The 23854-nt window shown below is 60.5% G+C and carries 18 protein-coding genes; 4 read left to right on the forward strand and 14 right to left on the reverse strand.

The features are described 5' to 3' along the window. Positions 1 to 19 precede the first annotated feature (19 nt). From iscS to trmJ, 3 genes are all read right to left on the reverse strand, one after another. Entirely contained in the window at positions 20 to 1234 is a 1215-nt protein-coding gene (gene iscS, locus I6G83_RS01015; RefSeq protein WP_054306789.1) for a cysteine desulfurase, read from the reverse strand. A 58-nt stretch (positions 1235 to 1292) separates the two neighbouring features. Further along, complete coding sequence (gene iscR / locus I6G83_RS01020) at positions 1293 to 1790, reverse strand: Fe-S cluster assembly transcriptional regulator IscR (RefSeq protein WP_015673426.1); 498 nt, start codon at positions 1788 to 1790, stop codon at positions 1293 to 1295. Between the two features lie 136 nt (positions 1791 to 1926). Next, entirely contained in the window at positions 1927 to 2652 is a 726-nt protein-coding gene (trmJ, locus tag I6G83_RS01025; RefSeq protein WP_015673427.1) for a tRNA (cytosine(32)/uridine(32)-2'-O)-methyltransferase TrmJ, read from the reverse strand. Between the two features lie 172 nt (positions 2653 to 2824). On the opposite strand from trmJ, the gene suhB reads away from it, so the two are divergent. Beyond that, on the forward strand, positions 2825 to 3628 hold the full coding sequence (suhB, locus tag I6G83_RS01030; protein WP_015673428.1) for an inositol-1-monophosphatase: 804 nt from the start codon (positions 2825 to 2827) through the stop codon (positions 3626 to 3628). A gap of 58 nt (positions 3629 to 3686) precedes the next feature. On the opposite strand, the gene I6G83_RS01035 is transcribed toward suhB, so the two are convergent. Next, positions 3687 to 4709, reverse strand: a complete 1023-nt coding sequence (locus I6G83_RS01035) for a nickel/cobalt transporter (protein WP_054306790.1) — start codon at positions 4707 to 4709, stop codon at positions 3687 to 3689. Further along, positions 4700 to 5335, reverse strand: coding sequence for a DUF1007 family protein (locus I6G83_RS01040; RefSeq protein WP_054306791.1), 636 nt, complete (start codon positions 5333 to 5335; stop codon positions 4700 to 4702). Before I6G83_RS01040 ends, I6G83_RS01035 begins: the two co-directional genes overlap by 10 nt. A 175-nt stretch (positions 5336 to 5510) precedes the next feature. Between I6G83_RS01040 and csiE the strand changes: the two genes are divergently transcribed. Next, positions 5511 to 6776 carry a stationary phase inducible protein CsiE gene (gene csiE, locus I6G83_RS01045; RefSeq protein WP_054306792.1) on the forward strand — a complete coding sequence of 422 codons (1266 nt, stop codon included), beginning with the start codon at positions 5511 to 5513 and terminating at the stop codon, positions 6774 to 6776. Here csiE and I6G83_RS01050 read toward each other — a convergent pair. Together I6G83_RS01050 and glyA are read right to left on the reverse strand one after the other, a co-directional pair. Continuing rightward, entirely contained in the window at positions 6773 to 7918 is a 1146-nt protein-coding gene (locus tag I6G83_RS01050; RefSeq protein ID WP_015673432.1) for a 3-phenylpropionate MFS transporter, read from the reverse strand. The genes csiE and I6G83_RS01050 overlap by 4 nt on opposite strands. Before the next feature lie 161 nt (positions 7919 to 8079). Beyond that, positions 8080 to 9333, reverse strand: coding sequence for a serine hydroxymethyltransferase (glyA, locus tag I6G83_RS01055; protein ID WP_062779203.1), 1254 nt, complete (start codon positions 9331 to 9333; stop codon positions 8080 to 8082). A 420-nt stretch (positions 9334 to 9753) separates the two neighbouring features. Here glyA and hmpA point away from each other — a divergent pair, with 420 nt between their 5' ends. Further along, positions 9754 to 10944 (forward strand): NO-inducible flavohemoprotein, encoded by a 1191-nt coding sequence (gene hmpA, locus I6G83_RS01060; protein ID WP_054306848.1) that lies wholly within the window; start codon positions 9754 to 9756, stop codon positions 10942 to 10944. Between the two features lie 39 nt (positions 10945 to 10983). Here hmpA and glnB read toward each other — a convergent pair whose 3' ends face one another. The 6 genes from glnB to purL form a co-directional block, all read right to left on the reverse strand. Next, a complete protein-coding gene (gene glnB / locus I6G83_RS01065) occupies positions 10984 to 11322 on the reverse strand; it encodes a nitrogen regulatory protein P-II (protein WP_004847623.1) in 339 nt (112 codons plus the stop codon). A gap of 13 nt (positions 11323 to 11335) precedes the next feature. Further along, a complete protein-coding gene (locus tag I6G83_RS01070) occupies positions 11336 to 12958 on the reverse strand; it encodes an NAD+ synthase (RefSeq protein WP_015673435.1) in 1623 nt (540 codons plus the stop codon). A 128-nt stretch (positions 12959 to 13086) separates the two neighbouring features. Further along, positions 13087 to 14424 carry a two-component system response regulator GlrR gene (glrR, locus tag I6G83_RS01075; protein ID WP_015673436.1) on the reverse strand — a complete coding sequence of 446 codons (1338 nt, stop codon included), beginning with the start codon at positions 14422 to 14424 and terminating at the stop codon, positions 13087 to 13089. Beyond that, positions 14421 to 15281, reverse strand: a complete 861-nt coding sequence (gene qseG / locus I6G83_RS01080) for a two-component system QseEF-associated lipoprotein QseG (protein WP_072186149.1) — start codon at positions 15279 to 15281, stop codon at positions 14421 to 14423. The genes glrR and qseG overlap by 4 nt, the downstream gene beginning before the upstream one ends. Before the next feature lie 3 nt (positions 15282 to 15284). Next, complete coding sequence (locus I6G83_RS01085; RefSeq protein ID WP_054306846.1) at positions 15285 to 16721, reverse strand: sensor histidine kinase; 1437 nt, start codon at positions 16719 to 16721, stop codon at positions 15285 to 15287. Between the two features lie 819 nt (positions 16722 to 17540). After that, on the reverse strand, positions 17541 to 21434 hold the full coding sequence (gene purL / locus I6G83_RS01090) for a phosphoribosylformylglycinamidine synthase (protein WP_174545406.1): 3894 nt from the start codon (positions 21432 to 21434) through the stop codon (positions 17541 to 17543). 275 nt (positions 21435 to 21709) lie between these two features. Between purL and mltF the strand changes: the two genes are divergently transcribed. Further along, the gene (gene mltF / locus I6G83_RS01095; protein WP_054306844.1) at positions 21710 to 23173 is read left to right on the forward strand and encodes a membrane-bound lytic murein transglycosylase MltF; all 1464 of its coding nucleotides are present in this window, start codon (positions 21710 to 21712) and stop codon (positions 23171 to 23173) included. Here mltF and tadA read toward each other — a convergent pair. Continuing rightward, positions 23170 to 23676, reverse strand: a complete 507-nt coding sequence (tadA, locus tag I6G83_RS01100) for a tRNA adenosine(34) deaminase TadA (RefSeq protein WP_054306843.1) — start codon at positions 23674 to 23676, stop codon at positions 23170 to 23172. The genes mltF and tadA overlap by 4 nt on opposite strands. Positions 23677 to 23854: the final 178 nt, after the last annotated feature.

Genomic DNA, 23854 nt, shown 5'->3' on the forward strand with positions numbered 1-23854 from the left:
TGCTCCTGAATCCTGAGAATTAATGATGTGCCCATTCGATGCTGTTGATGTCTACGCCCTGCTTGAACATTTCCCACAGCGGAGAAAGATCGCGCAGACGGCCGATAGACTTGCGAACCAGATCGATGGTGTAGTCGATCTCTTCTTCGGTGGTGAAACGCCCCAGCGAGAAACGGATCGAACTGTGCGCCAATTCATCGCTCATTCCCAGCGCGCGCAGCACGTAGGATGGCTCCAGGCTGGCGGAGGTACAGGCAGAGCCGGAGGAAACGGCCAGGTCTTTCAGCGCCATAATCAGCGATTCACCTTCAACATAGTTGAAGCTGACGTTCAGGATGTTCGGCGCACCCTGCTCCAGGTCGCCGTTCAGGTACACTTCTTCCATGTCCTTCACGCCGTTCCACAGACGGTCGCGCAGCGTGCGCAGGCGCGCCATCTCGCTGTCCATCTCTTCTTTGGCGATGCGGTACGCTTCGCCCATGCCGACGATCTGGTGCACAGGCAGGGTGCCGGAACGCATGCCGCGCTCGTGGCCGCCGCCGTGGATCTGCGCTTCGATACGGATGCGCGGCTTGCGGCGTACGTACAGCGCGCCGATGCCTTTCGGCCCGTAGATTTTGTGGCCGGAGAAGGACATCAGGTCCACTTTCAGCTGGCTCAGATCGATAGGCAGTTTGCCCACGCTCTGGGTAGCGTCAACGTGGTAGATGATGCCGCGCGCGCGGCACATTTCGCCGATGGTGGCGATATCCTGCACCACGCCGATTTCGTTGTTCACGTGCATGATGGACACCAGAATGGTGTCATCGCGCATCGCCGCCTCAAGCTCTTTGAGGTCGATGATGCCGTTGCTCTGCGGCGCCAGGTAGGTGACGTCAAACCCTTCGCGCTCCAGCTGACGGCAGGTGTCCAGCACGGCTTTGTGTTCGGTTTTGCTGGTGATGATGTGCTTGCCTTTTTTCTGATAGAAATTGGCAGCGCCTTTAATCGCCAGGTTGTCGGATTCGGTCGCCCCAGAAGTAAACACGATTTCACGCGGATCGGCGCCCACCAGTTCAGCAATCTGATTGCGGGCGATATCTACCGCTTCCTCAGCCTGCCAACCGAAACGGTGGGAACGGGAAGCCGGGTTACCGAAGGTGCCGTCCAGGGTCAAAAACTGCATCATTTTTTCAGCAACGCGCGGATCAACCGGCGTCGTTGCTGAATAATCCAGATAAATCGGTAATTTCATTGCTCTTGTGCTCCGTACATCACTTCCAAAACAAAATGCTCAAGTATTCGTCAGCTGCTTATGCGCGCAGATTAACGTTGATGATCGTCTCTTCCTGGCGGCCGTTGGCGGAACGACGCGTGTCATTATTCTGACGGTCGGCGACATCCAGCACTTCCTGATTGTTGACCAGTTCAGCCAGCGTAATGCCGTTCAGGAAACCGCTGATGCGCTCGCTCAGGTCGCGCCACAGGGTGTGCGTCAGGCAGCGGTCGCCGCCCTGGCAGCCTTCTTTCCCCTGACAGCGGGTGGCGTCAACCGATTCATCAACGGCGGTAATCACCGCGCCGACGGCAATCTCGCCGGCGTCTTTGCCCAGCAGATAACCACCACCCGGGCCGCGCACGCTGGCTACCAAACCGTTCTTACGCAGACGGGAAAATAATTGCTCCAGATAAGAGAGCGAGATTCCTTGTCGCTCTGAAATATCAGCCAATGGTACGGGCCCTTCCTGGGAGTGCAATGCCACGTCAAGCATAGCGGTTACGGCATAACGGCCTTTGGATGTCAGTCTCATAGTCAATGGTTACCTGTTGGTCAAACATAGCGGAAAGTCTGACATTCCCTAGTAATCCAGTCAACTATTTAACCGAGTAATTCACTCAAGTATTAGCACGTTTTGATATTAATCATAACGAATACTGACATTTCAATCATTTACCAAGCTTATCTATCGACGTCAGCATACCGCGCAGAATGTTCAGCTCCTGCGCTTCCGGGCGCGCGCGGGTAAACAGGCGGCGCAGGCGGTTCATCACCTGGCCGGGATGCGTCGGGCGGATAAATCCGCTGCGCTGCAGCGTCTGTTCCAGATGCTGATAGAAACGCTCAATATCATCCACCAGCGGATAAGCCTCTTCTTCAGGCTGCGCCGGCGCATCCGCCTGCTGGCGGTCAAGATAGGCGACGCGCACCTCGTAGGCGAGGATCTGCACCGCCATCGCCAGGTTCAGCGAGCTGTAATCCGGGTTGGCCGGGATCGCCACGTGGTAGTGGCATTTTTGCAGTTCGTCGTTGGTCAGGCCGACGCGTTCACGGCCAAACACCAGCGCCACCGGCGCCTGTTCGCCCTCTTTCACCGCCTGCACGCCGCATTCGCGCGGTTCAAGCATCGGCCAGGGCAAGGTGCGCGAGCGCGCGCTGGTGCCCACCACCAGGCCGCAGCCGGCGATCGCTTCGTCAAAGGTGTCAACAATGGTGGCATTGCCGATAACATCGCTGGCGCCGGCGGCCAGCGCGATGGCCTGAGAATCAGGTTTTACCAGCGGATTGACCAGATACAGGTTGGTTAAACCCATGGTTTTCATGGCTCGGGCCGTTGAGCCCATATTGCCGGTATGAGAGGTCTCAACCAGAACAATGCGGATATTGTGCAGCATACAAACTCTGAGCGGTGTCGGAAATCGCAGTATCCTATCACAGGAGACAACTTAATGGCATGCGCGTTACGCCTGTCTGCAATTTAACCCGTGAAGAGGTTAGGCATTTGGCAGAACACCTGCTATACTCCGCGCCGTTTCCTGTTCTTTAACATCCTAGTGGAAGATACCCATGCATCCGATGCTGACTATCGCCGTGCGCGCTGCGCGCAAGGCCGGTAACCTGATTGCCAAAAACTACGAGACTCCGGACGCTGTAGAAGCGAGCCAAAAAGGGAGTAACGATTTCGTCACTAACGTCGATCGCGATGCAGAGCATCTGATCATCGACGTCATCCGCAAGTCTTACCCGCAACACACTATCATCAGTGAAGAACGCGGCGAGCTGATTGGCGAAGATCGCGATGTACAATGGGTGATCGATCCGCTGGATGGCACCGCCAACTTTATCAAACGCTTCCCACACTTCTCCGTCTCTATCGCCGTGCGCATCAAAGGCCGCACCGAAGTGGCGGTGGTTTACGATCCAATGCGCAACGAACTGTTCACCGCTACCCGCGGTCAGGGCGCACAGCTCAACGGCTACCGTCTGCGCGGCACCAGCGCCAAAGATCTCGACGGCACCATTCTGGCCACCGGCTTCCCGTTCAAGGCGAAGCAGCACGCGCCGGCCTATATCAACCTGGTGGGTAAACTGTTCACCCAGTGCGCCGACTTCCGCCGCACCGGCTCCGCCGCGCTGGATCTGGCCTACGTGGCCGCCGGCCGCGTTGACGGTTTCTTCGAGATCGGCCTGAAGCCGTGGGACTTCGCCGCGGGCGAGCTGCTGGTGCGTGAAGCCGGCGGCGTGGTCACCGACTTCGTCGGCGGTCACAACTACTTCAGCTCCGGCAACGTGGTCGCCGGTAACCCGCGCGTCGTTAAAGCGCTGCTGGGCACCATGCGCGAAGAACTGAGCGAAGCGCTGAAGCGTTAATCGCTGTCAGCACCAACAAGGGCGAGGCTAATGCCTCGCCCTTGTTATATCTGCCGTCTTAACGCGAGAAAGGCCGCACCCCGCCGCTGAACTCCGGCTGCGCGCTGAGGTAAAGCATGACGCCGGCGAACAGCAGCAGCACGCCTCCCAGCAACGCCAGCGATCCCCACGCCACCGCCTGCCAATGTGCCGACGCGCGCGACACGCTGATGCGCTCCGCCAGCCGGCGGCCGTAATGCACCAACAGCGCCAGCAGTGAAATCGTCACCGAAGTGCCCAGCGCCATCGCCAGCGCTGACGCCACGCCCCAGGCAAACACGCCCAGCACCTTGGAAAACAGCAGCACCAGAATCGCGCCGGAACAGGGGCGGATGCCCATCGCCAGCACGATCGCCGCCCGCGTGCGCCAGTCGCCGCCGGCCTGCAGTTCGCTGTCGCTGGGTAAATGACGATGACCGCAGCCGCAGTCCGCGCTGTGCACGTGATCGTCAGCCAGCGGCTCCAGACGCTGGATACGCAGCGCCGGCGCCGGTTTCAGCGCCTTCAGCGCTGCGGCCAGACGGCGCAGCGCCCGCCAGCTCAGCAGCGCGCCCAGCAGCACCACCAGCAGGTAACTGCCCTGCTCCAGCCAGAAGCTGCTTTGATGCAGCTGACGCGACGACAGCTGCAGCACGCCCAGCAGCAGCGCCACCAGCGCTACCGCCACCAGCCCCTGCAGCAGCGAGGCGGCGAAGGTCAGCCTCAGGCTGCTTTTCAGCCGCGTCGGGTGCGTCGCCAGATAGGTTGAGATCACCACCTTGCCATGGCCCGGGCCCAGCGCGTGCAGCACGCCGTAGCTCAGGCTGAACAGCATCAGCGTTATTCCGGCGCGCTGCGGATCGGCCTTCACCTGCTGCAGCAGCGCCGCCAGCTGCTGGTTCAGCGTTTTCTGCCACGCCACGCTCTGCAGCATGATTTGCGGCCAGTAGTGCCAGACCAGTTGCGCGCCGGCCGCCAGCGCCACCAGCAGCAACAGTAATGGCCACAGGCTGACAGCCCAGTGGCGGCGGCGAAGCGACGAAGTCCCGAGGTTCAGTGACATTGTAAAGTAATCCGTTGGGCAAACTGTTGGCCAAGCTGCAGGTCTTCTCCCGGCGAATCGTTTTTATCCAGCGACAGCGCATACGCCTGCAGCGAGGCGTCCGGCTTGGGGGTAAACAGCTCGAAGCGGCACTGCTGCGCCATCTCGGCCGGCAGATGAATCGCGGAGGAAGCCTGGTAGCTCATGTCGACAAAATAGGTGGGATCGTAGGTGGAGATGCTGAACGGTTTCCCCGCCAGCGGCTGCGGGTGCGCCAGCGGCAGGACAAACTCCAGCACCGCCTTGTGGCCCTGACGGGAAAGCCGGTATTCCGGCGGCAGATTGGTGTATTTCACCGGTTTGCCGTCGCGGTAGATATCGGTAAAGTAGTGCTGGCCCAACACGTTGGCCATCACCTGCGCCGCCAGCTTCTTCCAGGTTTCCGAGTCGCTTTTGGCATTCTGCGCATCGTACAGCAGGTCCGCCGAGGTCATTTCGTCCATCACCCACACCATTTTCAAACCGACCAGCTGCCGTTCCTGCACCACGAAGGTGGTGTTCATATCGATGAAACTGTGCGGATGCGCCGCCGCATCCAGGCTATACCACGCCGCCAAACCGACCAGTAAATCTCTTAGCTTCATCATTTCAACCCGTAAATTTGTTATAACATAACACAATAAATGGCAAAATCAGCATCGCACCCCGCCAGAATTGTGACGAAAGTTATAAGCCGAAGTAAAACCAGATGCCAGAACCGCGCCGCTTTAACACCTTTTGCTATGCTTAAACCCATATCAATGTGATCTGCCGGATACCCCTATGAGCCTGGACACCTCCCCCGTGCCTGAGCTCTCCAGTCAACAGCGGCGCTGCCGCCTGCTGCTGCTGCTGTATACACCGCCGCCCACAGTAAAACTGGAGACTATCAGCCAAATCAACGGCGTCGACCTCCCCACCGCCCGGCAGGATATTGCCGAGGTGAACAGTGAAATCCAGCGATTCCACCATCTGGCGATCGCCGGAAGCCCCGAAGAGGGCTACCAGCTGACAGGGAGCACGCTGAATCAACGCCTCTGCCTGATCCATTGGCTGCGGCGGGCGCTGCGCTGCTGCCCGCAGTTTGTGGAAGAGACCTTCAGCCCGCGGCTGCATCAGGCGCTGACCCTCGACAATGCGCAGGCTGCCCGGCTGCAGCTCGAACTGGAGCGCTGCGTCGCCACGCTGAAACAGCCGATTGAGGAACGCATCCGTCTGTTCCTGCCGCCCTATCTCTGCTACTGCCTGTGGGAAATCCGCCGGCAGCGCCACCCGTCGTTTACTGAGGCTCAGCGCGCCTGGCTGCATCAGAAGCCGGAGCAACAGGCCGCCGCCCGGCTTTACCCGCTGCTGCTGGCGCTGTCCGGCCGGCCGTCCCATGCCGATGAGCAGGACTTTCTGGTGCTGATGTTCACCCTGCTGAAAAACCACAGCTATGAGAGCGACCACTCCGACGAAGACTTACGTTTGATGGCGGCGATCGAACGGATGGTTGAGCGCTTCCAACAGCTTTCCGGCATGAACTTCAGCAGCCGGGCGGATCTGATCACCCACCTGTTCGCCCATCTGGCGCCGGCGGTGGAGCGCTGCCACTTTGCCATTGGCATCGATAATATGCTGCTGGAAGAGGTGGTGCGTAAATATCCGCGGCTGATGCGCACCACGCAGCAGGCGCTGGAGCCGTTTGAGCAGGAGTATGGCATTGCCTTTTCACGCGAGGAGGCCGGCCTGGTGGCGATAAGCTTCGGCGCCTGGCTGATGCAGGGCAACGCCCTGCAGGAAAAACAGGTGCTGCTGCTGACGCTGGACAATCCGCAACTGGAGGAGGAGCTGGAGTATCAACTGCGTGAACTGACGCTGCTGCCGCTCAATATCAAATATCAGCCGCTGCGCGACTTCCTGCGCTCCGGCGCGCCGCAAGACGTCACGCTGGTGATCACTCCTTACGCGACGCCGATGCAGGCAACCCAGCCGCCGCTGATCTACACCGAACTGCCGCTGGCGCGCGGGCAGCGCAAGACCCTGCGCGCGCTGCTGGAAACCCCTTAACGCGCTGCGCTGACCGCCGGCGGCCGGATAAACAGCGCCGGCAGCACAAGCGCCGCCATCACCCAGAACACGCCGCCCTGCCAGTGTTCAAACAGGAAGCCGGCAACCACCGTCATCACCGCGATACCGCCGCCCATCGCCAGGCCGGAGTAGACCGACTGCAGGCGGATCACGTCCGGTCCGCTGCGTCCGCTGATAAAGCGCATCGCCGCCAGATGGCAGACGGTAAAGGTGCCGCAGTGCAGGATCTGCACCAGCAACAGCCATCCCAGTTCGGTAGTGGCCCCCATCAATCCCCAGCGCAGCACGCCGCAGCAGGCCGACAGCAGCAGCAGACTGCGCGCGTTCCAGCGCCGGAACAGTACGCTGCTGCTGGCGAAAATGATCACCTCGGCCACTACCCCCAGCGACCAGAAATAGCCGATCGCGGCGGCCGAATAGCCGGACTCCTGCCAGTAAATCGACGCAAAGCTGTAATAGCCGGCATGCGCGCCCTGCAGCAGCGTCACGCACAGCAGAAAGCGCCAGACCGGCCCTTCCGTCAGCAGTTCACGCCACGAGCGCTGCGGCTGGTTCTGCACGCGCGCTTCCCCCTGCGGCATCACCGTCGGTTTCAGCAGCATGCCCAGCAGCATCGCCAACAGGCTGGCGAGCAAACAGTATAAAACGGCGCTATGCCCCCAAGCCGCCACCAGCTGGCCGGTCAACGCGGAGCCAATCACAAACGCCAGCGATCCCCACAGCCGCACCCGGCCGTAGTCCAGCGTAATCTGCTTTTGCCAGGTGCCGGCCAACGCGTCGGTCAGCGGCACCAGCGGCGAGAAGAACAGGTTAAAGCCGGCAATAACCAACATCAGCCAGCCCCAGGCGTTGCCAAAACAGAAGCCGACGGCGAAGGCCAGCGTCAGCAGCGCCAGAATACGCAGCGCCGTCACCAGATTGGCGGGATCTTTTACCCGTGGCGCAATCAGCAGGCTGCCGAGAAAGCGCGCCACCAGACCGGCGCCCAGTAAAATACCGATGACATCAGGCTCCAGCCCTTCGCCCTTAAGCCAGACGCTCCAGAACGGGAGATAAATGCCGTAAGAAAAGAAGTAGGTGAAATAGCTGAGCGCCAGCCAGCGTGTTGATTGCAGAACCATGTTCCCTCCGGTGTGTGGACGATACTTTGACAGAGCTCACACCGGCCCGCAATAACGCTTACGACCTATAAGGTGATAGTGCCAAATACCTCACACTTTGCCCGGCAGCAGGCGTAAAAAAACCCGCCGCAGCGGGTTTTTTCAGGGTGCGGCAACGCGGGTTACGCGTAAACCGGCAGACGGGCGCAGATATCCAGCACTTTCTGTTTGGTGCGTTCGATAACGGCTTCGTCATTGATGTTGTCCAGCACGTCGCAGATCCAGCCGGCCAGCTCGCGCACTTCAGCTTCCTTGAAGCCGCGACGGGTAACCGCCGGGGTGCCGATACGGATGCCGGAGGTAACGAACGGGCTCTTCGGATCGTTCGGTACGCTGTTTTTGTTGACGGTGATATTGGCACGGCCCAGCGCGGCGTCGGCTTCTTTACCGGTCAGGTTTTTGTCTACCAGAGCCAGCAGGAACAGGTGGTTGTGCGTACCGCCGGAAACCACTTTGTAACCGCGCTCCAGCACGACTTCCACCATCGCCTTGGCGTTTTTTGCCACCTGCTGCTGATAAGCCTTGAACTCTGGCTCCATCGCTTCTTTCAGCGCCACCGCTTTACCGGCGATCACGTGCATCAGCGGGCCGCCCTGGCCGCCAGGGAACACGGCGGAGTTCAGTTTTTTATACAGCTCTTCGTCGCCGCCCTTCGCCAGGATCAGGCCGCCGCGCGGACCGGCCAGCGTTTTGTGGGTGGTGGTGGTAACGATGTGCGCATGAGGAACCGGGTTCGGGTAGACGCCTGCGGCAATCAGGCCGGCCACGTGCGCCATGTCAACGAACAGGTAGGCGCCGATGCTGTCGGCGATTTCACGCATTTTGGCCCAGTCAACCACGCCGGAGTAAGCGGAGAAACCGCCGATGATCATTTTCGGCTTGTGGGTCTGCGCCTGCTGAGCCAGGTCGTCATAGTCGATTTGGCCTTGCTCGTCGATGCCGTAAGGCACCACGTTGTACAGTTTGCCGGACAGGTTAACCGGAGAGCCGTGAGTCAGGTGGCCGCCGTGCGCCAGGTTCATCCCCAGGATGGTGTCGCCCGGCTGCAGCAGCGCGGTGTACACGGCGAAGTTGGCCTGAGAGCCGGAGTGCGGCTGCACGTTGGCGTAGTCGGCGCCGAACAGCGCCTTCGCGCGGTCAATCGCCAGCTGCTCGACGATATCCACATATTCGCAACCACCGTAATAACGCTTGCCCGGATAGCCTTCTGCGTATTTGTTGGTCAACTGAGAACCCTGAGCCTGCATCACGCGCGGGCTGGTGTAGTTTTCAGAGGCAATCAGTTCGATGTGCTCTTCCTGACGAACGACTTCCTGTTCCATTGCGCGCCACAGTTCGGCATCGTAATCTGCAATGTTCATTTCACGCTTTAACATCCGGCATCTCCCGACTCAATCAGCTAACTTAAAATCACCCGTATTGGGTTGTGGGCCACAGTGTAAACTGTTTTCCCCCATTGAGGATAGGCCTTGACAGAGGTTTTTACGCAAACGATTGGCTTGAGGCTGCGCAAGGCTTTAATCCATTTACGCTTCCCGCATTTCAACGGATATTTTCTCATCAGCCCGATGCGCTTTTTTCATGTTCTGTGAGGCGGATCGCCAGTTAACAAACACGCAACAAAAAAGCGGGTATTTACAACCTGTTAAGAAGCCTATAAGATTCATTTAAAATACAACATTAAAGATGCATTATAAGGCTGCCCCGCGCCCCGGCAAAAACAGGGAGCACCGTGGGGGTAAACTGATGACCCGCCTGATCCCCGATGCAGGCCGGACATATACAGGAGTATGACCATGCTGGACCAACAAACCATCGCCACCGTCAAATCTACCATTCCTCTGTTGGCGGCGACCGGCCCCAAACTGACCGCCCATTTCTACGACCGCATGTTTACCCACAATCCCGAGTTGAAAGATATTTTCAACATGAGCAACCAGCGTAATGGCGACCAGCGGCAGGCGCTGTTCGACGCCATCTGCGCCTATGCCGGCAATCTGGAAAATCTGGCGGCGCTGCTGCCGGCGGTGGAGCGCATCGCGCAAAAACACACCAGCTTCAATATCCAGCCGGAGCAATACCAGATCGTCGGCACCCACCTGCTGGCGACGCTGGATGAGATGTTCAGCCCGGGTCAGGAGGTGCTGGACGCCTGGGGCAAAGCCTACGGCGTGTTGGCCAACGTATTTATCCAGCGTGAAGGGCAAATCTATCAGGAGAGCGCCGATGGCGACGGCGGCTGGCGCGATCGCCGCGCGTTCCGCATTGTGAAGAAACAGCCGCAGAGCGAGATCATCAGCAGCTTTATTCTGGCGCCGGTGGACGGCGGCAAGGTGGTCGACTTTAAGCCGGGACAGTATCTGGCGGTGTATATCAAGGACGAGGGCCTGGAGCATCAGGAGATCCGGCAATACTCCCTGACCGCCGCCCCTAACGGCGAATATTACCGCATTGCGGTCAAGCGCGAGGATCGCGGCCTGGTGTCCAACTACCTGCATCAGAAAGCGCAGGAAGGCGACGTCATCGATATCGCGCCGCCGCACGGCGACTTCTTCCTCGACGTCACACCGAACACGCCGGTGGCGCTGATCTCCGCCGGCGTTGGTCAGACGCCGATGCTGGGCATGCTCAACACGCTGCACGCCGGGCAGCATCAGGCCGAGGTGCACTGGCTGCACGCGGCGGAAAACGGCCAGGTGCACGCCTTTGCCGATGAAGTGGCGGCCATCGCCGCCGAGATGCCGAACCTCAGCCGTCACGTCTGGTACCGTGAACCGGGCCAGAACGATGTGGCAGGCCGTGACTATCAGTCCAGCGGTCTGATGGATCTCGGCGCGCTGCGCGCTACGCTGGTCAATCCGCAGATGCACTACTACTTCTGCGGCCCGGTCGGCTTTATGCAGTTTGTCGCCAAACAGCTGCTGGAGATGGGCGTCGACGCCGAACGCATGCATTACGAATGCTTCGGCCCGCATAAAGTCCTGTAAGGCTCGCCGCCGGGCAGGCTCCCCTGCCCGGCGCATCGTTTAAATCGCCTCTTCGTCCTGCTCGCCGGTGCGGATTCGCACCACGCGCGCCACGTCAAAGACGAAGATCTTGCCGTCGCCAATTTTGCCGGTCTGCGCGGTCTGCATAATGGTTTCCACGCAGGTGTCGACGATATCGTCGGCCACCACGATCTCAATCTTCACCTTCGGCAAAAAGTCGACCATATACTCCGCGCCGCGGTACAGCTCGGTATGCCCCTTCTGGCGGCCAAAGCCTTTGACCTCGGTGACGGTCATCCCGGTAATGCCGACTTCCGCCAGCGCTTCACGCACGTCATCCAGTTTGAACGGCTTGATAATCGCGTCAATCTTCTTCATGTCTGTTCCTTAATTACCAATTTTTGCGGCCAAAGCCGGATGTGATCGGATAGCGACGGTCCTTGCCGAAGTTGCGGGCGGTAATACGCGGCCCGACGGCGGCCTGACGTCGTTTATATTCGTTGATATCCACCAGACGGATCACCTTGCGCACCACCGCCTCGTCAAAGCCGGCCGCCACCAGATCGGCCACCGACTTATCGTGTTCGACATAGCCTTCCAGAATCGCATCAAGAATGTCATACGGCGGCAGGCTGTCCTGATCGACCTGATCCGGCGCCAGCTCCGCCGACGGCGGACGGTCAATCACCCGCTGCGGGATAACATAGGAGACGGTATTGCGGTACTCCGACAGTTTAAACACCAGCGTTTTCGGCACGTCTTTCAGCACGTCGAAACCGCCGGCCATATCGCCGTACAGCGTCGCATAGCCCACCGCCATCTCGCTCTTGTTGCCGGTGGTAAGCACGATGCTGCGGCGCTTGTTGGACAGCGCCATCAGCACCACGCCGCGGCAGCGCGCCTGCAGGTTCTCTTCGGTGGTGTCGCGCTCGGTGCCGGCGAACATCGGCGCCAGCTGCCCCATAAAGGCGTCGAACATCGGCTCGATGGACACCACGTCAAACTCCACGCCCAGAATTTCCGCCTCTTCTTTCGCGTCGGCGATACTGATATCGGCGGTATAGCGGAACGGCATCATCAGCGCCTGCACTTTTTCTTTGCCGAGCGCGTCAACGGCAATCGCCAGCGTCAGCGCCGAGTCGATGCCGCCGGACAAGCCGAGCACCGCCCCCTGGAAGCCGTTCTTATTCACATAGTCGCGCACCGCCAGCACCAGCGCCTCGTAAATCTGCGCCAGCTGCGGCAGTTCGGCGGCCGGCGCGGTCATCGGCTCGACCTCCAGCTCGTTGAAGCGCAGCAGGGTAACCTGCTCGGCAAAGGCCGCCAGGCGGTGCGTCATATTGCCGGATGCGTCAAACACCTTCGAACAGCCGTCGAAAATCAACTCATCCTGACCGCCGATCTGGTTCAGATACACCAGCGGCAGATCGGTGCGGCGGCAGTGGCCGGCCATCAGCGTTTTGCGGATATACGGCTTCTCGCGGTTATACGGCGAGGCGTTGATCGACAGGACGATCTCCGCGCCGGCGGCTTTCAGCGCGTCGATCGGCTGCGGGAACCACAGATCCTCGCAAATCAGCAGCCCCAGACGGTAGCCTTTCAGCTCAACGATGCAGCTGGCATCGCCTTCATGGAAGTAGCGCTTTTCATCAAAAACGCCGTAGTTGGGCAGCTGCTGCTTGAAGTAGCGCGCCTGCAGTTTACCTTCCGCAAACAGCGACAGGGCATTGTACAGTTTGCCCGCTTCGCGCCACGGATGGCCGACCAGAATCGCCACGTCGCCGGACGCCTGCTGCAGGCGGCCCAGCTGCACGTCACAGCGCTGATAAAAGTCATCGCGGTACAGGAGGTCTTCCGGCGGATAGCCGGACAGCGCCAGCTCGGTGAACATGACCAGATCGGCTCCCGCCTTCTGCTGCTCCTGCACGATTTGCAACATGCGTTCGCTGTTGCCTTCAATGTCGCCCACCAGCAAATTCAGCTGGGCCAACGCAATGGAAAGTGATCTGCTCATAACTTTATGCTCTGCCATGCATCACAAACCGGAGTGTCTCCCCTTCAGCGCGTCGTTTGCAACGCCGGCTGGAGGAATCACGCCCGCTTAGTTGGTTGCGAACCTGCCCGGGCAGGTTCAGGAAAGTATCATTCTTTAAAATCGTTGGCGTCCAGCTCGTGGCGCGACAACAGCTTATAAAACTCGGTGCGGTTACGGCCCGCCATGCGCGCCGCCTGCGTCACATTGCCCTTGGTGATCTGCAGCAGTTTGCGCAGGTAGTGCAGCTCAAACTGGTTGCGCGCCTCGGCAAAGGTCGGCAGCGCGGTGTTTTCACCCTCCAACGCCTGTTCAACCAGCGCTTCGCCGATCACCGGCGCCGAGGTCAACGCCACGCACTGTTCGATCACGTTCACCAACTGACGCACGTTGCCCGGCCAGCTGGCGGTCATCAGACGCTTCATCGCATCGGTGGAGAAGCTGCGGACAAAGGGCTTATGCCGTTTGGCCGACTCGCGCAGCAGATGGTTGGCCAGCAGCGGAATATCTTCGGCGCGCTCGTTCAGCGCCGGGATCTTCAGGTTCACCACGTTCAGGCGATAGTACAGATCCTCACGGAATTCGTTTTTCGCCATCGCCTTCGGCAGATCGCGGTGGGTCGCCGAGATGATGCGCACGTCAATATCCAGATCGCGGTTGCTGCCCAGCGGCCGCACCTTGCGCTCCTGCAGCACGCGCAGCAGCTTAACCTGCAGCGACAGCGGCATATCACCGATCTCATCGAGAAACAGCGTGCCGCCCGCCGCCGCCTGGAACAGCCCCTCACGGCTGCTCACCGCGCCGGTAAAGGCGCCTTTGGCATGGCCGAACAGCTCCGACTCCAGCAGCTGCTCCGGCAGCGCGCCGCAGTTAATGGCGATAAAGGCTTTCTTGGCGCGCGGGCTGGCGCGGTGGATCGCCTGCGCCAGCACCTCTTTACCGGTGCCGCTCTGGCCGTTAATCAGCACGCTGACGTCCGACTGCGCCACCATATTCGCCTGCTCCAGCAGGCGCAGCATCGCCGGGCTGCGGGTGACAATATCTTCACGCCAGCTGTCATCGCCCGCCGGCGCCGACAGCGACAGCGCTTCGTCGATCGCCTTGTATAACGCATCGCGATCGACCGGTTTGGTCAGGAAGCTGAAGACCCCCTGCTGGGTCGCCGCCACGGCGTCCGGAATGGAGCCGTGCGCGGTCAGAATAATCACCGGCATGCCGGGCTGACGCTTCTGAATTTCGGCAAACAGCGCCATGCCGTCCATCTCATCCATACGCAGGTCGCTGATCACCAGATCGATCTGCTCGCGCGCCAGCAGGCGCAGCGCTTCCTGCCCGCTTTCGGCGGTCGTCACGTGGAAACCTTCGCTGGTCAGACGCATGCCCAGCAGCTTCAGCAGGCTGGGATCGTCATCGACCAGAAGTAAATTGGCCGCTTTTCGTGCTGTCATTGCGCGTCGGACTCCTTATTGGCCTCAGGGGGCGCGTAAGTATCTTCCGGCTCGACGGGGATCGCGGTGCCTCGTGCCGGCTGGCTTTCCGGCTCCGCCGCATTGCGCACGGCGCCGCTACCCGCCTTGCCCTGCGCTGCGCCATTGTCCGGCAGTTCCCCCTGCAGCTGTTTGCGCGAGGAGAGACGGCGCTCAATGTCCGTCAGGTTCTCCAGCTTGCGCGAAGTTTCCTGCAGCTGTTTCTGCAGCCGCGCCTGGCTTTGACGCAGCGCATCAACCTGGCTATCGCTGTTTTCCTGCAGGCGCTGGTAGCGCAGGCGTTCCTCCGCCAGCGCTACCTGCTGCTGTTGCTGCTGACGCCACAGCTGCAGCAACGGACGCAGAGAGCTTGGGAAATCCAGACGATAGCCGTTGAGCCGGTCGAGCATCTGACGACGCTCCGCCGGCGTTGGCTCGGCGCTGCCGAGCAGAATGCTTTGCTTAAAGACGCCGTCCCAGCTGTCGGCCGGCAGAGTGCTTACCTGCGCGCGCGCCTGCGTGGAACCGATACGTTCGGCGCAGTCCATGGCGCGCAGCCAGTACAGAGAATTATTCAGCGCGTCTTTACCGTCCAACTGCCACAGGGTGTCGCAAGGCGCGATATGGTAATCCACCACCTTGGCGTCCGGCACCGCCTCCTCCGGCTGCAGCCCCAAACCGCCGCTGACGGCGCGATCGGCGCAGCCGGCCAGCAACAGCGGGACAAAAAGCAGCGTCCCCAATAAAGAGAGCGGACGTTTGCCGAGCAAAGCGCGTTGTTGTGCGCACGTTGAAGGTGCGGTCTGCGGTAAACGAGCGCGTTTAGACCATGTGTACATTATTTATTCGTTCTCGGCGGTTAATGGCAATTCAATACGGAAGCAGACATCGGCATCGTCGACGTCAACCAGCTGCAGTTCGCCGCGCATCCGGCGGATGCAGTCGTGGGCGATGCTCAGTCCCAGTCCGCTTCCTTTTACCGCCCCTTTTCGCTGATGACTCCCCTGGAAAAAGGGCTCGAAAATCATGGCGCGTTCGGCTTCGGGTATCGGCGTGCCGGTGTTGGCGACGTCAATCTGCACCCGTTGCCCAGCCTGACGGCTGCGAATCCAAATGTTACCGGATTCCTTGCCATAGTGCACCGCATTGGAATAGAGATTATCCAGCACGCGCATTAATAGCGTAGGCTCTGCCCAGCAGTTTTTCGCCTCCAGCGCGATATCGGTGCGAATCAGCTTGGCTCTGGCCGGCAGGCTGTGCGCGGCCACCACCTGCTCCACCATCTCCGTCAGCGCCACCGCCTCATGCTCCGACGGGCCGTCGGCCAGCTTGCGGTTATAGTCCAGCAACTGCTCGATCAGCTGCTGCAGATGGCGGCTGCTCTGGTCGAGGATCGTCACCACCTCTTTCTGGTCAGCGGTCAACGGGCCGGCCACCTCGTCCGCCAGCAGCTCGGTGCCTTCACGCATGCTGGCGAGCGGCGTTTTCAGCTCGTGAGAAATATGGCGCAGGAACTCATGGCGCTGAGACTCCAGCCAGGCCAGGCGCTCACTCAGCCAGATAATACGCTGCGCCAAAGAGCGCAGCTCGCGCGGCCCTTTAAAGGTGGCGGCGGAGCCGAGCGCCCGCCCTTCCCCCAGCCGGTTAATCATCCGTTCGATCGCCTTGACCGGCCCGATAATCATCCGGGTAAACAGCACCACCAGCAGCACGCTGACCAGAAACAGCAGCAGCGCCTGCCAGCCGAAATACTGGCCCCGCTCGGCGATGGCCTGCTGCAGCTGCTGGCCGCGGGAAAACACCACCGCCCGCGTCGCCTGCACCATTTCCGCATTGGAACTGGAGAAGGACTCCAGCAGGGCCGAGGCCTCTTTATCCGGACCGCTGCTCTGGCACTGGATGGTCGCCAGCTGTGTTAACAGCTGACGCAGGGTTTGATAATAGCGTTCATCGGGCAGGATCGGGGCATGCGCATCGAGCATTTGCGAATATTGCTTCCGCTGATTCTGATACAGCCGCCCCAGCGTGGGGTCGACCAGCACGCAGTACTGACGATAGCTGCGCTCCATCTCCAGCGCTACGCTGGTCATCGCCTCGCTGCGGCGCGCATCCACCAGCGTCGTCCGGTTGATGTCAGCCGCCTGCGCGCTGAGATGATCGAGACTCTGGTAGGCCTGATAAGCCAGCACCAGCAACGGCAGCAGCACCAGCAGAAACGCCATCAGCACCAGCTGGCGCAGCGAGCGGGGGAATAAACGCCATCTTTTCAACGAAATCATCTCATTGTCCCTTATCTGCCCTGATGCTAACCGAGTCTTCAGCAAGAGAAAAGCCTGAACGCCGGAATCGGTTGCGAAGTTTTACCGGGTATGCGGTTTAAGCGAATAATGACGGGAAAATGTGGGCGCGAAGGAGGCTGAGAATTGACGTTGGGGCATGACGCCCCAGCGCAAGGAAGATGTGGATGCCCGTTGGCCTCGTCCCCTGGGTGATGTAGCGCGAACGCTGGCATCGAACAGGACGAATAGCATCCTAATGTATCCGGAATTGATGAAAAGGCTCATCACAGTTGGATACAGGCGGTGCCTCACTCCACGTGTCGCCCGATGCTTGATAAAGTCGCGTCAGCGGCAATTATCGGTTTGGTTGGACGATAGGCACCATTTCTTTGGCATCATTCGGAGGCTTATGAGGCAGGATGTCCGCCCTCTGGCGGCGCCGTCATAAAAAGTTGAATGAGCAACTGCAGATAATAATGCACACATCATGCCAAGTTTTCAATAATATTTTTAATATATTGATTTTATTTAAATTTAATTTTTATTGTCTATTTTCAATCCGAACATCGGCGCCTTACGGTCGCTGCTTTCTTCGCCATGCCGTCGCCAAAACCCGACACCTTAAGTGAATTCGACCATGACCATTATAAATCAATAGGTTAAGTGTCACCTTTTAGCGACAGTACAAGTCACAACTGTCGCAAAATACCGACACGTCCGATAAAAACATCTAGATTCAAGGAATTAAAAAAGGGAACGTCACCGTTCCCTTTATCTCGCACCGGCCGGGCCTGCTGCGGCCCGACCTGAAAAGTCCCGTTAACCCAGCTGGCGACGGGCGTTGCGGAACATCCGCATCCACGGGCTGTCCTCGCCCCACTCTTCCGGGTGCCAGGAGTTGCTGACGGTACGGAATACGCGTTCAGGGTGCGGCATCATCACCGTCGCACGCCCGCTGGCGCTGGTCACCGCGGTGATGCCGTTTGGCGAGCCGTTCGGGTTGGCCGGGTAGTTCTCCGTTACCTGACCGGCGTTATCCACGAAGCGCAGCGCCACCAGATTATGGCTCTCCAGCGCCGCCAGATGGGCCGCGTCACGCACTTCCACATGGCCTTCGCCGTGTGAAACCGCAATCGGCATCCGCGAACCGGCCATATCCTGCATAAACAGCGACGGGCTGGCCGCCACTTCCACCAGGCTGAAGCGCGCTTCAAAACGGTCCGACAGGTTGCGGACAAAGCGCGGCCAGTGTTCGGCGCCTGGGATCAGGTCACGCAGGTTAGACAACATCTGGCAGCCGTTACACACGCCCAGCGCCAGCGTCTGCGGACGATGGAAGAACGCGGTGAACTCATCGCGCACCCGATCGTTAAACAGAATGGACTTCGCCCAGCCTTCACCGGCGCCCAGCACGTCGCCGTACGAGAAGCCGCCGCAGGCCACCAGCGTGTGGAAGTCCTGCAGGCCGCGACGCCCGGACAGCAGATCGCTCATATGCACGTCAACTGCGTCAAAGCCGGCGCGGTGGAACGCCGCCGCCATCTCTACGTGCGAGTTGACGCCCTGCTCACGCAGCACCGCCACCTTCGGACGCGCGCCGCGGGCAATATAAGGCGCGGCGATGTCCTCGTCCGGCGCAAAGGTCAGTTTGACGTTCAGCCCCGGATCGCTGTCGTTCTGTTTGGCCTGATGCTCCTGATCGGCGCAGGACGGGTTATCGCGCAGGCGCTGCATCTGCCAGGTGGTTTCCGCCCACCAGGTGCGCAGGGTGCTGCGGCTTTCGCTGTATACCGGCTGCCCGCCGCTGTTGATCGCAAAGCGATCGCCCTGCAGTACGCGGCCGATGCGGTGCACGTTATCCACCAGGCCATGCTGTGCAAACGCCTGCAGCACCGCCTCGACCCGGTCGGCGCTGACCTGAATCACCGCCCCCAGCTCTTCGTTAAATAATGCCGCCAGCGTATCCGTCCCCAGCGCCTGAATATCCGCCTCCACGCCGCAGTGGCCGGCAAAGGCCATTTCCGCCAGCGTCACCAGCAGGCCGCCGTCGGAACGGTCGTGGTATGCCAGCAGCGCACGCTCGGCCACCAGTTGCTGCATGGCGTTAAAGAAGCCCGCCAGCTGTTCAACATTGCGCACGTCCGCCGGCTTGTCGCCCAGCTGACGATACACCTGCGCCAGCGCGGTCGCGCCCAGCGCATTGTGGCCGTTGCCCAGGTCGATCAGCAGCAATTCAGTCTCACCCTTGTCGGTGCGCAGCTGCGGCGTCACGGTGTGGCGCACGTCTTCCACGCGGGCAAAGGCGGTGATCACCAACGACAGCGGCGAGGTCATCTCACGCTGTTCGTCGCCTTCCTGCCAGCGGGTTTTCATCGACATCGAGTCTTTACCCACCGGGATGGTGATGCCCAGCGCCGGACACAGCTCCTCACCCACCGCTTTCACCGCCTCATACAGGCCGGCGTCTTCGCCCGGGTGGCCCGCCGCGGCCATCCAGTTGGCGGACAGCTTCACGCGTTTGAGCGAACCGATTTCCGTCGCCGCCATATTGGTCAGCGCTTCACCGACCGCCAGACGACCGGAAGCGGCAAAGTCCAGCAGCGCCACCGGCGCGCGTTCGCCGATCGACATTGCTTCACCGTAGTAGCTGTCGAGGCTGGCGGTGGTCACCGCGCAGTCGGCAACCGGGATCTGCCATGGGCCGACCATCTGGTCACGCGCCACCATGCCGGTGACGGTGCGGTCGCCGATGGTGATCAGGAAGGTTTTTTCCGCCACGGTCGGCAGATGCAGCACGCGCTTCACCGCGTCCGCCAGCGTAATCGCCTCGCGCGCCACCGGCTCGCCCTGCGCCTGTAGCCGGGTGACGTCGCGTGTCATCTTCGGCGTTTTACCCAGCAGCACGTCCAGCGGCATATCGATCGGCTGGTTGTCGAAATGCGCGTCGTTCAGCGTCAGGTGCTGTTCTTCGGTCGCCTCGCCGATCACCGCGTACGGCGCGCGCTCGCGGCGGCAGATTTCATCAAACTGCGCCAGCTGTTCCGGCGCCACCGCCAGCACGTAGCGCTCCTGCGATTCGTTACACCACACTTCCAGCGGGCTCATGCCCGGCTCATCGTTCAGGATGTCGCGCAGTTCAAAACGACCGCCGCGGCCGCCGTCGCTGACCAGCTCCGGCATGGCGTTGGACAAACCGCCGGCGCCGACGTCGTGAATAAACAGAATCGGGTTTTCCGCGCCGAGCTGCCAGCAGCGGTCGATCACTTCCTGACAGCGACGCTCCATTTCCGGGTTGTCGCGCTGTACCGAGGCAAAGTCCAGATCGGCGTCAGACTGGCCGGAGGCCATGGAAGACGCCGCGCCGCCGCCCAGGCCGATATTCATCGCCGGGCCGCCCAGCACCACCAGCTTGGCGCCGACGGTGATTTCACCTTTTTGCACGTGGTCGGCGCGGATGTTGCCGATGCCGCCGGCCAGCATAATCGGCTTATGGTAGCCGCGCAGCTCGACGCCGTTATGGCTGTTGACCTGCTCTTCATAAGTACGGAAGTAGCCGAGCAGCGCCGGACGGCCGAATTCGTTGTTAAACGCCGCGCCGCCCAGCGGGCCTTCGGTCATGATGTCCAGCGCGGTCACGATGCGCTCCGGCTTGCCGAAGTCCTGCTCCCACGGCTGTTCAAAGCCCGGGATGCGCAGGTTGGAGACCGAGAAGCCCACCAGACCGGCCTTCGGCTTCGCCCCGCGTCCGGTGGCGCCCTCATCGCGGATCTCGCCGCCGGAGCCGGTTGCGGCGCCCGGCCATGGCGAGATGGCGGTCGGGTGGTTATGGGTTTCCACTTTCATCAGGATATGTGCGTCTTCCTGATGGTAATCGTAGCGGTCGCTGCCCGGTGCGGCGAAGAAGCGGCCGACCTGCGAACCTTCCATCACCGCGGCGTTGTCTTTATAGGCCGACAGCACGTGATCCGGCGTCTGTTCAAAGGTGTTCTTAATCATTTTGAACAGCGATTTCGGCTGCTGCTCGCCGTCAATCACCCAGTCGGCGTTGAAAATTTTATGGCGGCAGTGCTCAGAGTTGGCCTGCGCAAACATATACAGTTCGATATCCGTCGGGTTGCGCCCCAAACCGGTAAAGGCATTCAGCAGGTAGTCAATTTCATCCTGCGCCAGCGCCAGGCCAAGCTTGAGGTTGGCCTGCTCCAGCGCGCCGCGCCCTTCACCCAGAACGTCCACCGTCTGGTAAGGGGCCGGCTGATGATGGGCAAACAGCTGCTGTGCCTGCTGCAGATCGTCAAATACCGTTTCCATCATGCGGTCGTGCAGCAGCGCGGCCAGCCGTTGCCACTGCGCCTCGTCCAGCGTCGGCGCGCTGATGTAAAACGCCAGGCCGCGCTCCAGACGCAGTACCTGCGTCAGGCCGCAGTTATGGGCAATGTCGGTCGCCTTGGAGGACCACGGGGAAATGGTGCCCGGACGCGGCGTCACCAGCAGCAGGCGGCCTGTCGGGGCATGTTCGGCGAGAGAGGGACCATACTTGAGCAACCGCTGAAGTTTGGCATGTTCTTCGGCACTTAGCGGTGCGCTAACATCGGCAAAGTGGACGTACTCGGCATAGATATCACTGACCGGAAGTTGTGCGTCCTGACAGCGGGACAGCAGTTTGGTAATACGAAAAGCCGACAAAGCGGGCGAACCACGCAGTATTTCCATAATCAAAGTTCTCTCGTCTTCGAAGCAGCTGGTTTCAGCGCTTCATTGGGCGCAACAGGGGAAAACGCGCGCCATTATAGAGAATCCGCGCCGCCGACGAAACCGTTTGCGTGGCGATTCTTGATAATTCCTAATTCTGCCGTCTGATTGTCATATTGTGTCAATAAAGTTGCACACTGGCGTTTTGTTACGCAAAATGCCCGCGAATACTGTCGATATCCCCATACTAATAAATGCTTTCCGGCCGATGCAGACAGGCGTCGCCGCGAGATAACTATTTGAAACACCAAAAGCTAAACTACATTCTCATCGGCGTTATCGCCGTGCTTCTGGCTCTCGCGCTCTGGCCGAACATCCCCTGGCGCAGCGGACAGGGCGGGCAACTCGAAGAGATCAGATCCCGGGGAGAGCTGCGCATCAGTACGCTCAACTCGCCGTTAACCTATTTCACAACGCCCAAAGGCCCGAGCGGCCTGGACTATGAATTGGCGAAACGCTTCGCCAATTACCTGGGCGTGAAACTGGTCGTTTTGCCACATCAAAACATTAACGATCTGTTTGACGATCTCGACGACAACGACGCCGATATTCTGGCCGCCGGCCTGATTTACAATCAGGAGCGTCTGAGCCGCGCCCGCACCGGCCCGGCCTACTACTCCGTGTCTCAGCAGCTGGTATACCGGCTGGGCAACGCGCGGCCGAAAACCTTCGCCGATATAAAAGGCAAACTGGCGGTGGCCTCCGGCTCCGCCCACGTCAGCACCCTGAAGCAGCTGAAACACGACAAATTCCCCGACCTGCAGTGGGAATCCTCCAGCGATCTGACCTCGCGCGAGCTGCTGGAACAGGTGGCCGCCGGTAAACTGGATTACACCATCGGCGACTCGGTCAGCATCGCGCTGCTGCAGCGCATCCATCCGCAGCTGGCGGTGGCCTTCGACGTCGCCGACGAGGAGCCGGTCACCTGGTACCTGAAACGCAGCAGCGACGACAGCCTGTACGCCGCCATGCTGGACTTCTACAGCCAAATGGTGGAAGACGGCACGCTGGCGCGCCTGGAAGAAAAATACCTCGGCCATGTCGGCAGCTTCGACTATGTGGACACCAAGACCTTCCTGTCGGCAATCGACTCCGTGCTGCCCACCTACCAGCCGCTGTTCCAGAAATACGCCACGGCGTTTGACTGGCGTCTGCTGGCGGCGATCGCCTACCAGGAGTCGCACTGGAACCCGCTGGCAACCTCGCCGACCGGCGTGCGCGGCCTGATGATGCTGACCCGCGCCACCGCCGACGGGCTTGGGGTGAGCGACCGCCTCGATCCGGAGGAGAGTATTCAGGGCGGCGCGCTCTATCTGCAGCGCCTGATGGCGAAAATCCCGACGACGGTGCCGGAGGACGAGCGGATCTGGTTTGCGCTGGCGGCCTATAACATCGGCTGGGGGCATATGCTCGATGCGCGCAAGCTGACCAAAATGCAAAGCGGCAATCCGGACAGCTGGGTCGATGTAAAGCAGCGCCTGCCGATGCTCAGCCAGAAGCGCTACTACCCGCAGCTGACCTACGGCTATGCGCGCGGACGGGAAGCCTATAACTACGTAGAAAACATCCGCCGCTATCAGGTCAGCCTGGTGGGATACCTGCAGGAGAAAGAGAAAAAAGCCGAGCAGGAGCGGCAGACGCAGGCCGCCATGATGCAGAGCTACCCGGCGGTGCCGGCCAAGCTGGCGCTCAGCCTCGACTAATCCGCCGCGCCGGCCGCACGCTGCGCCAGCTTCAGCGCCTTTTTCTGTTCACGCCGCAGGCGGAAAAAGTTACTCAACGTCGCGGCGCACTCTTCCGCCAGCACGCCGGCGGTGATCTCCACCTGATGATTCATCCCCGGATGGCGCAGAATATCCACCAGCGAACCCGCCGCGCCGGTCTTTTCATCCGACGCGCCGTACACCAGACGCCGGATGCGGCTGTGCACCATCGCGCCCGCACACATCACGCACGGTTCCAGCGTCACGTACAGCGTCGCATTCAGCAGACGGTAGTTCTGCAGCACCGCACCGCCCTGCCGCAGCGCCATAATCTCCGCGTGGGCAGTGGGATCGTGGCGGCCGATCGGCCGGTTCCAGCCCTCGCCGATGACCTGATTGTCCAGCACCAGCAGCGCCCCTACCGGCACCTCGCCCTCTTCCTGCGCACGCTGGGCCAGCGTTAGCGCCTGGCGCATCCAGTAATCATCATTATATTCGCTCATTATTTCGCTCCTCGTGCGCTTTGCGGCGGGCATTATACACAGTAGCCGATTCCCGCTCTTCTTTTGTCGCCGGACAGTCCGCAGCGGCGTGGTTTCATCCGTCCTTTTTCCCGGCGCACGCGTTTTATTCGCCAAATCATTGTGGTAGATCATAACTCCCGCTGCCCGGACGGCGTAA

It is taken from the genome of Serratia rubidaea, assembly GCF_016026735.1.
Taxonomy (GTDB): Bacteria; Pseudomonadota; Gammaproteobacteria; order Enterobacterales; family Enterobacteriaceae; genus Serratia_B; species Serratia_B rubidaea.

What these genes read in the sequence shown, in the direction of transcription:
- iscS (WP_054306789.1), bottom strand. Translation starts at nt 1,234, where the DNA reads ATGAAATTACCGATTTATCTGGATTATTCAGCAACGACGCCGGTTGAT.
- iscR (WP_015673426.1), bottom strand. Translation starts at nt 1,790, where the DNA reads ATGAGACTGACATCCAAAGGCCGTTATGCCGTAACCGCTATGCTTGAC.
- trmJ (WP_015673427.1), bottom strand. Translation starts at nt 2,652, where the DNA reads ATGCTGCACAATATCCGCATTGTTCTGGTTGAGACCTCTCATACCGGC.
- suhB (WP_015673428.1), top strand. Translation starts at nt 2,825, where the DNA reads ATGCATCCGATGCTGACTATCGCCGTGCGCGCTGCGCGCAAGGCCGGT.
- I6G83_RS01035 (WP_054306790.1), bottom strand. Translation starts at nt 4,709, where the DNA reads ATGTCACTGAACCTCGGGACTTCGTCGCTTCGCCGCCGCCACTGGGCT.
- I6G83_RS01040 (WP_054306791.1), bottom strand. Translation starts at nt 5,335, where the DNA reads ATGATGAAGCTAAGAGATTTACTGGTCGGTTTGGCGGCGTGGTATAGC.
- csiE (WP_054306792.1), top strand. Translation starts at nt 5,511, where the DNA reads ATGAGCCTGGACACCTCCCCCGTGCCTGAGCTCTCCAGTCAACAGCGG.
- I6G83_RS01050 (WP_015673432.1), bottom strand. Translation starts at nt 7,918, where the DNA reads ATGGTTCTGCAATCAACACGCTGGCTGGCGCTCAGCTATTTCACCTAC.
- glyA (WP_062779203.1), bottom strand. Translation starts at nt 9,333, where the DNA reads ATGTTAAAGCGTGAAATGAACATTGCAGATTACGATGCCGAACTGTGG.
- hmpA (WP_054306848.1), top strand. Translation starts at nt 9,754, where the DNA reads ATGCTGGACCAACAAACCATCGCCACCGTCAAATCTACCATTCCTCTG.
- glnB (WP_004847623.1), bottom strand. Translation starts at nt 11,322, where the DNA reads ATGAAGAAGATTGACGCGATTATCAAGCCGTTCAAACTGGATGACGTG.
- I6G83_RS01070 (WP_015673435.1), bottom strand. Translation starts at nt 12,958, where the DNA reads ATGAGCAGATCACTTTCCATTGCGTTGGCCCAGCTGAATTTGCTGGTG.
- glrR (WP_015673436.1), bottom strand. Translation starts at nt 14,424, where the DNA reads ATGACAGCACGAAAAGCGGCCAATTTACTTCTGGTCGATGACGATCCC.
- qseG (WP_072186149.1), bottom strand. Translation starts at nt 15,281, where the DNA reads ATGTACACATGGTCTAAACGCGCTCGTTTACCGCAGACCGCACCTTCA.
- I6G83_RS01085 (WP_054306846.1), bottom strand. Translation starts at nt 16,721, where the DNA reads ATGATTTCGTTGAAAAGATGGCGTTTATTCCCCCGCTCGCTGCGCCAG.
- tadA (WP_054306843.1), bottom strand. Translation starts at nt 23,676, where the DNA reads ATGAGCGAATATAATGATGATTACTGGATGCGCCAGGCGCTAACGCTG.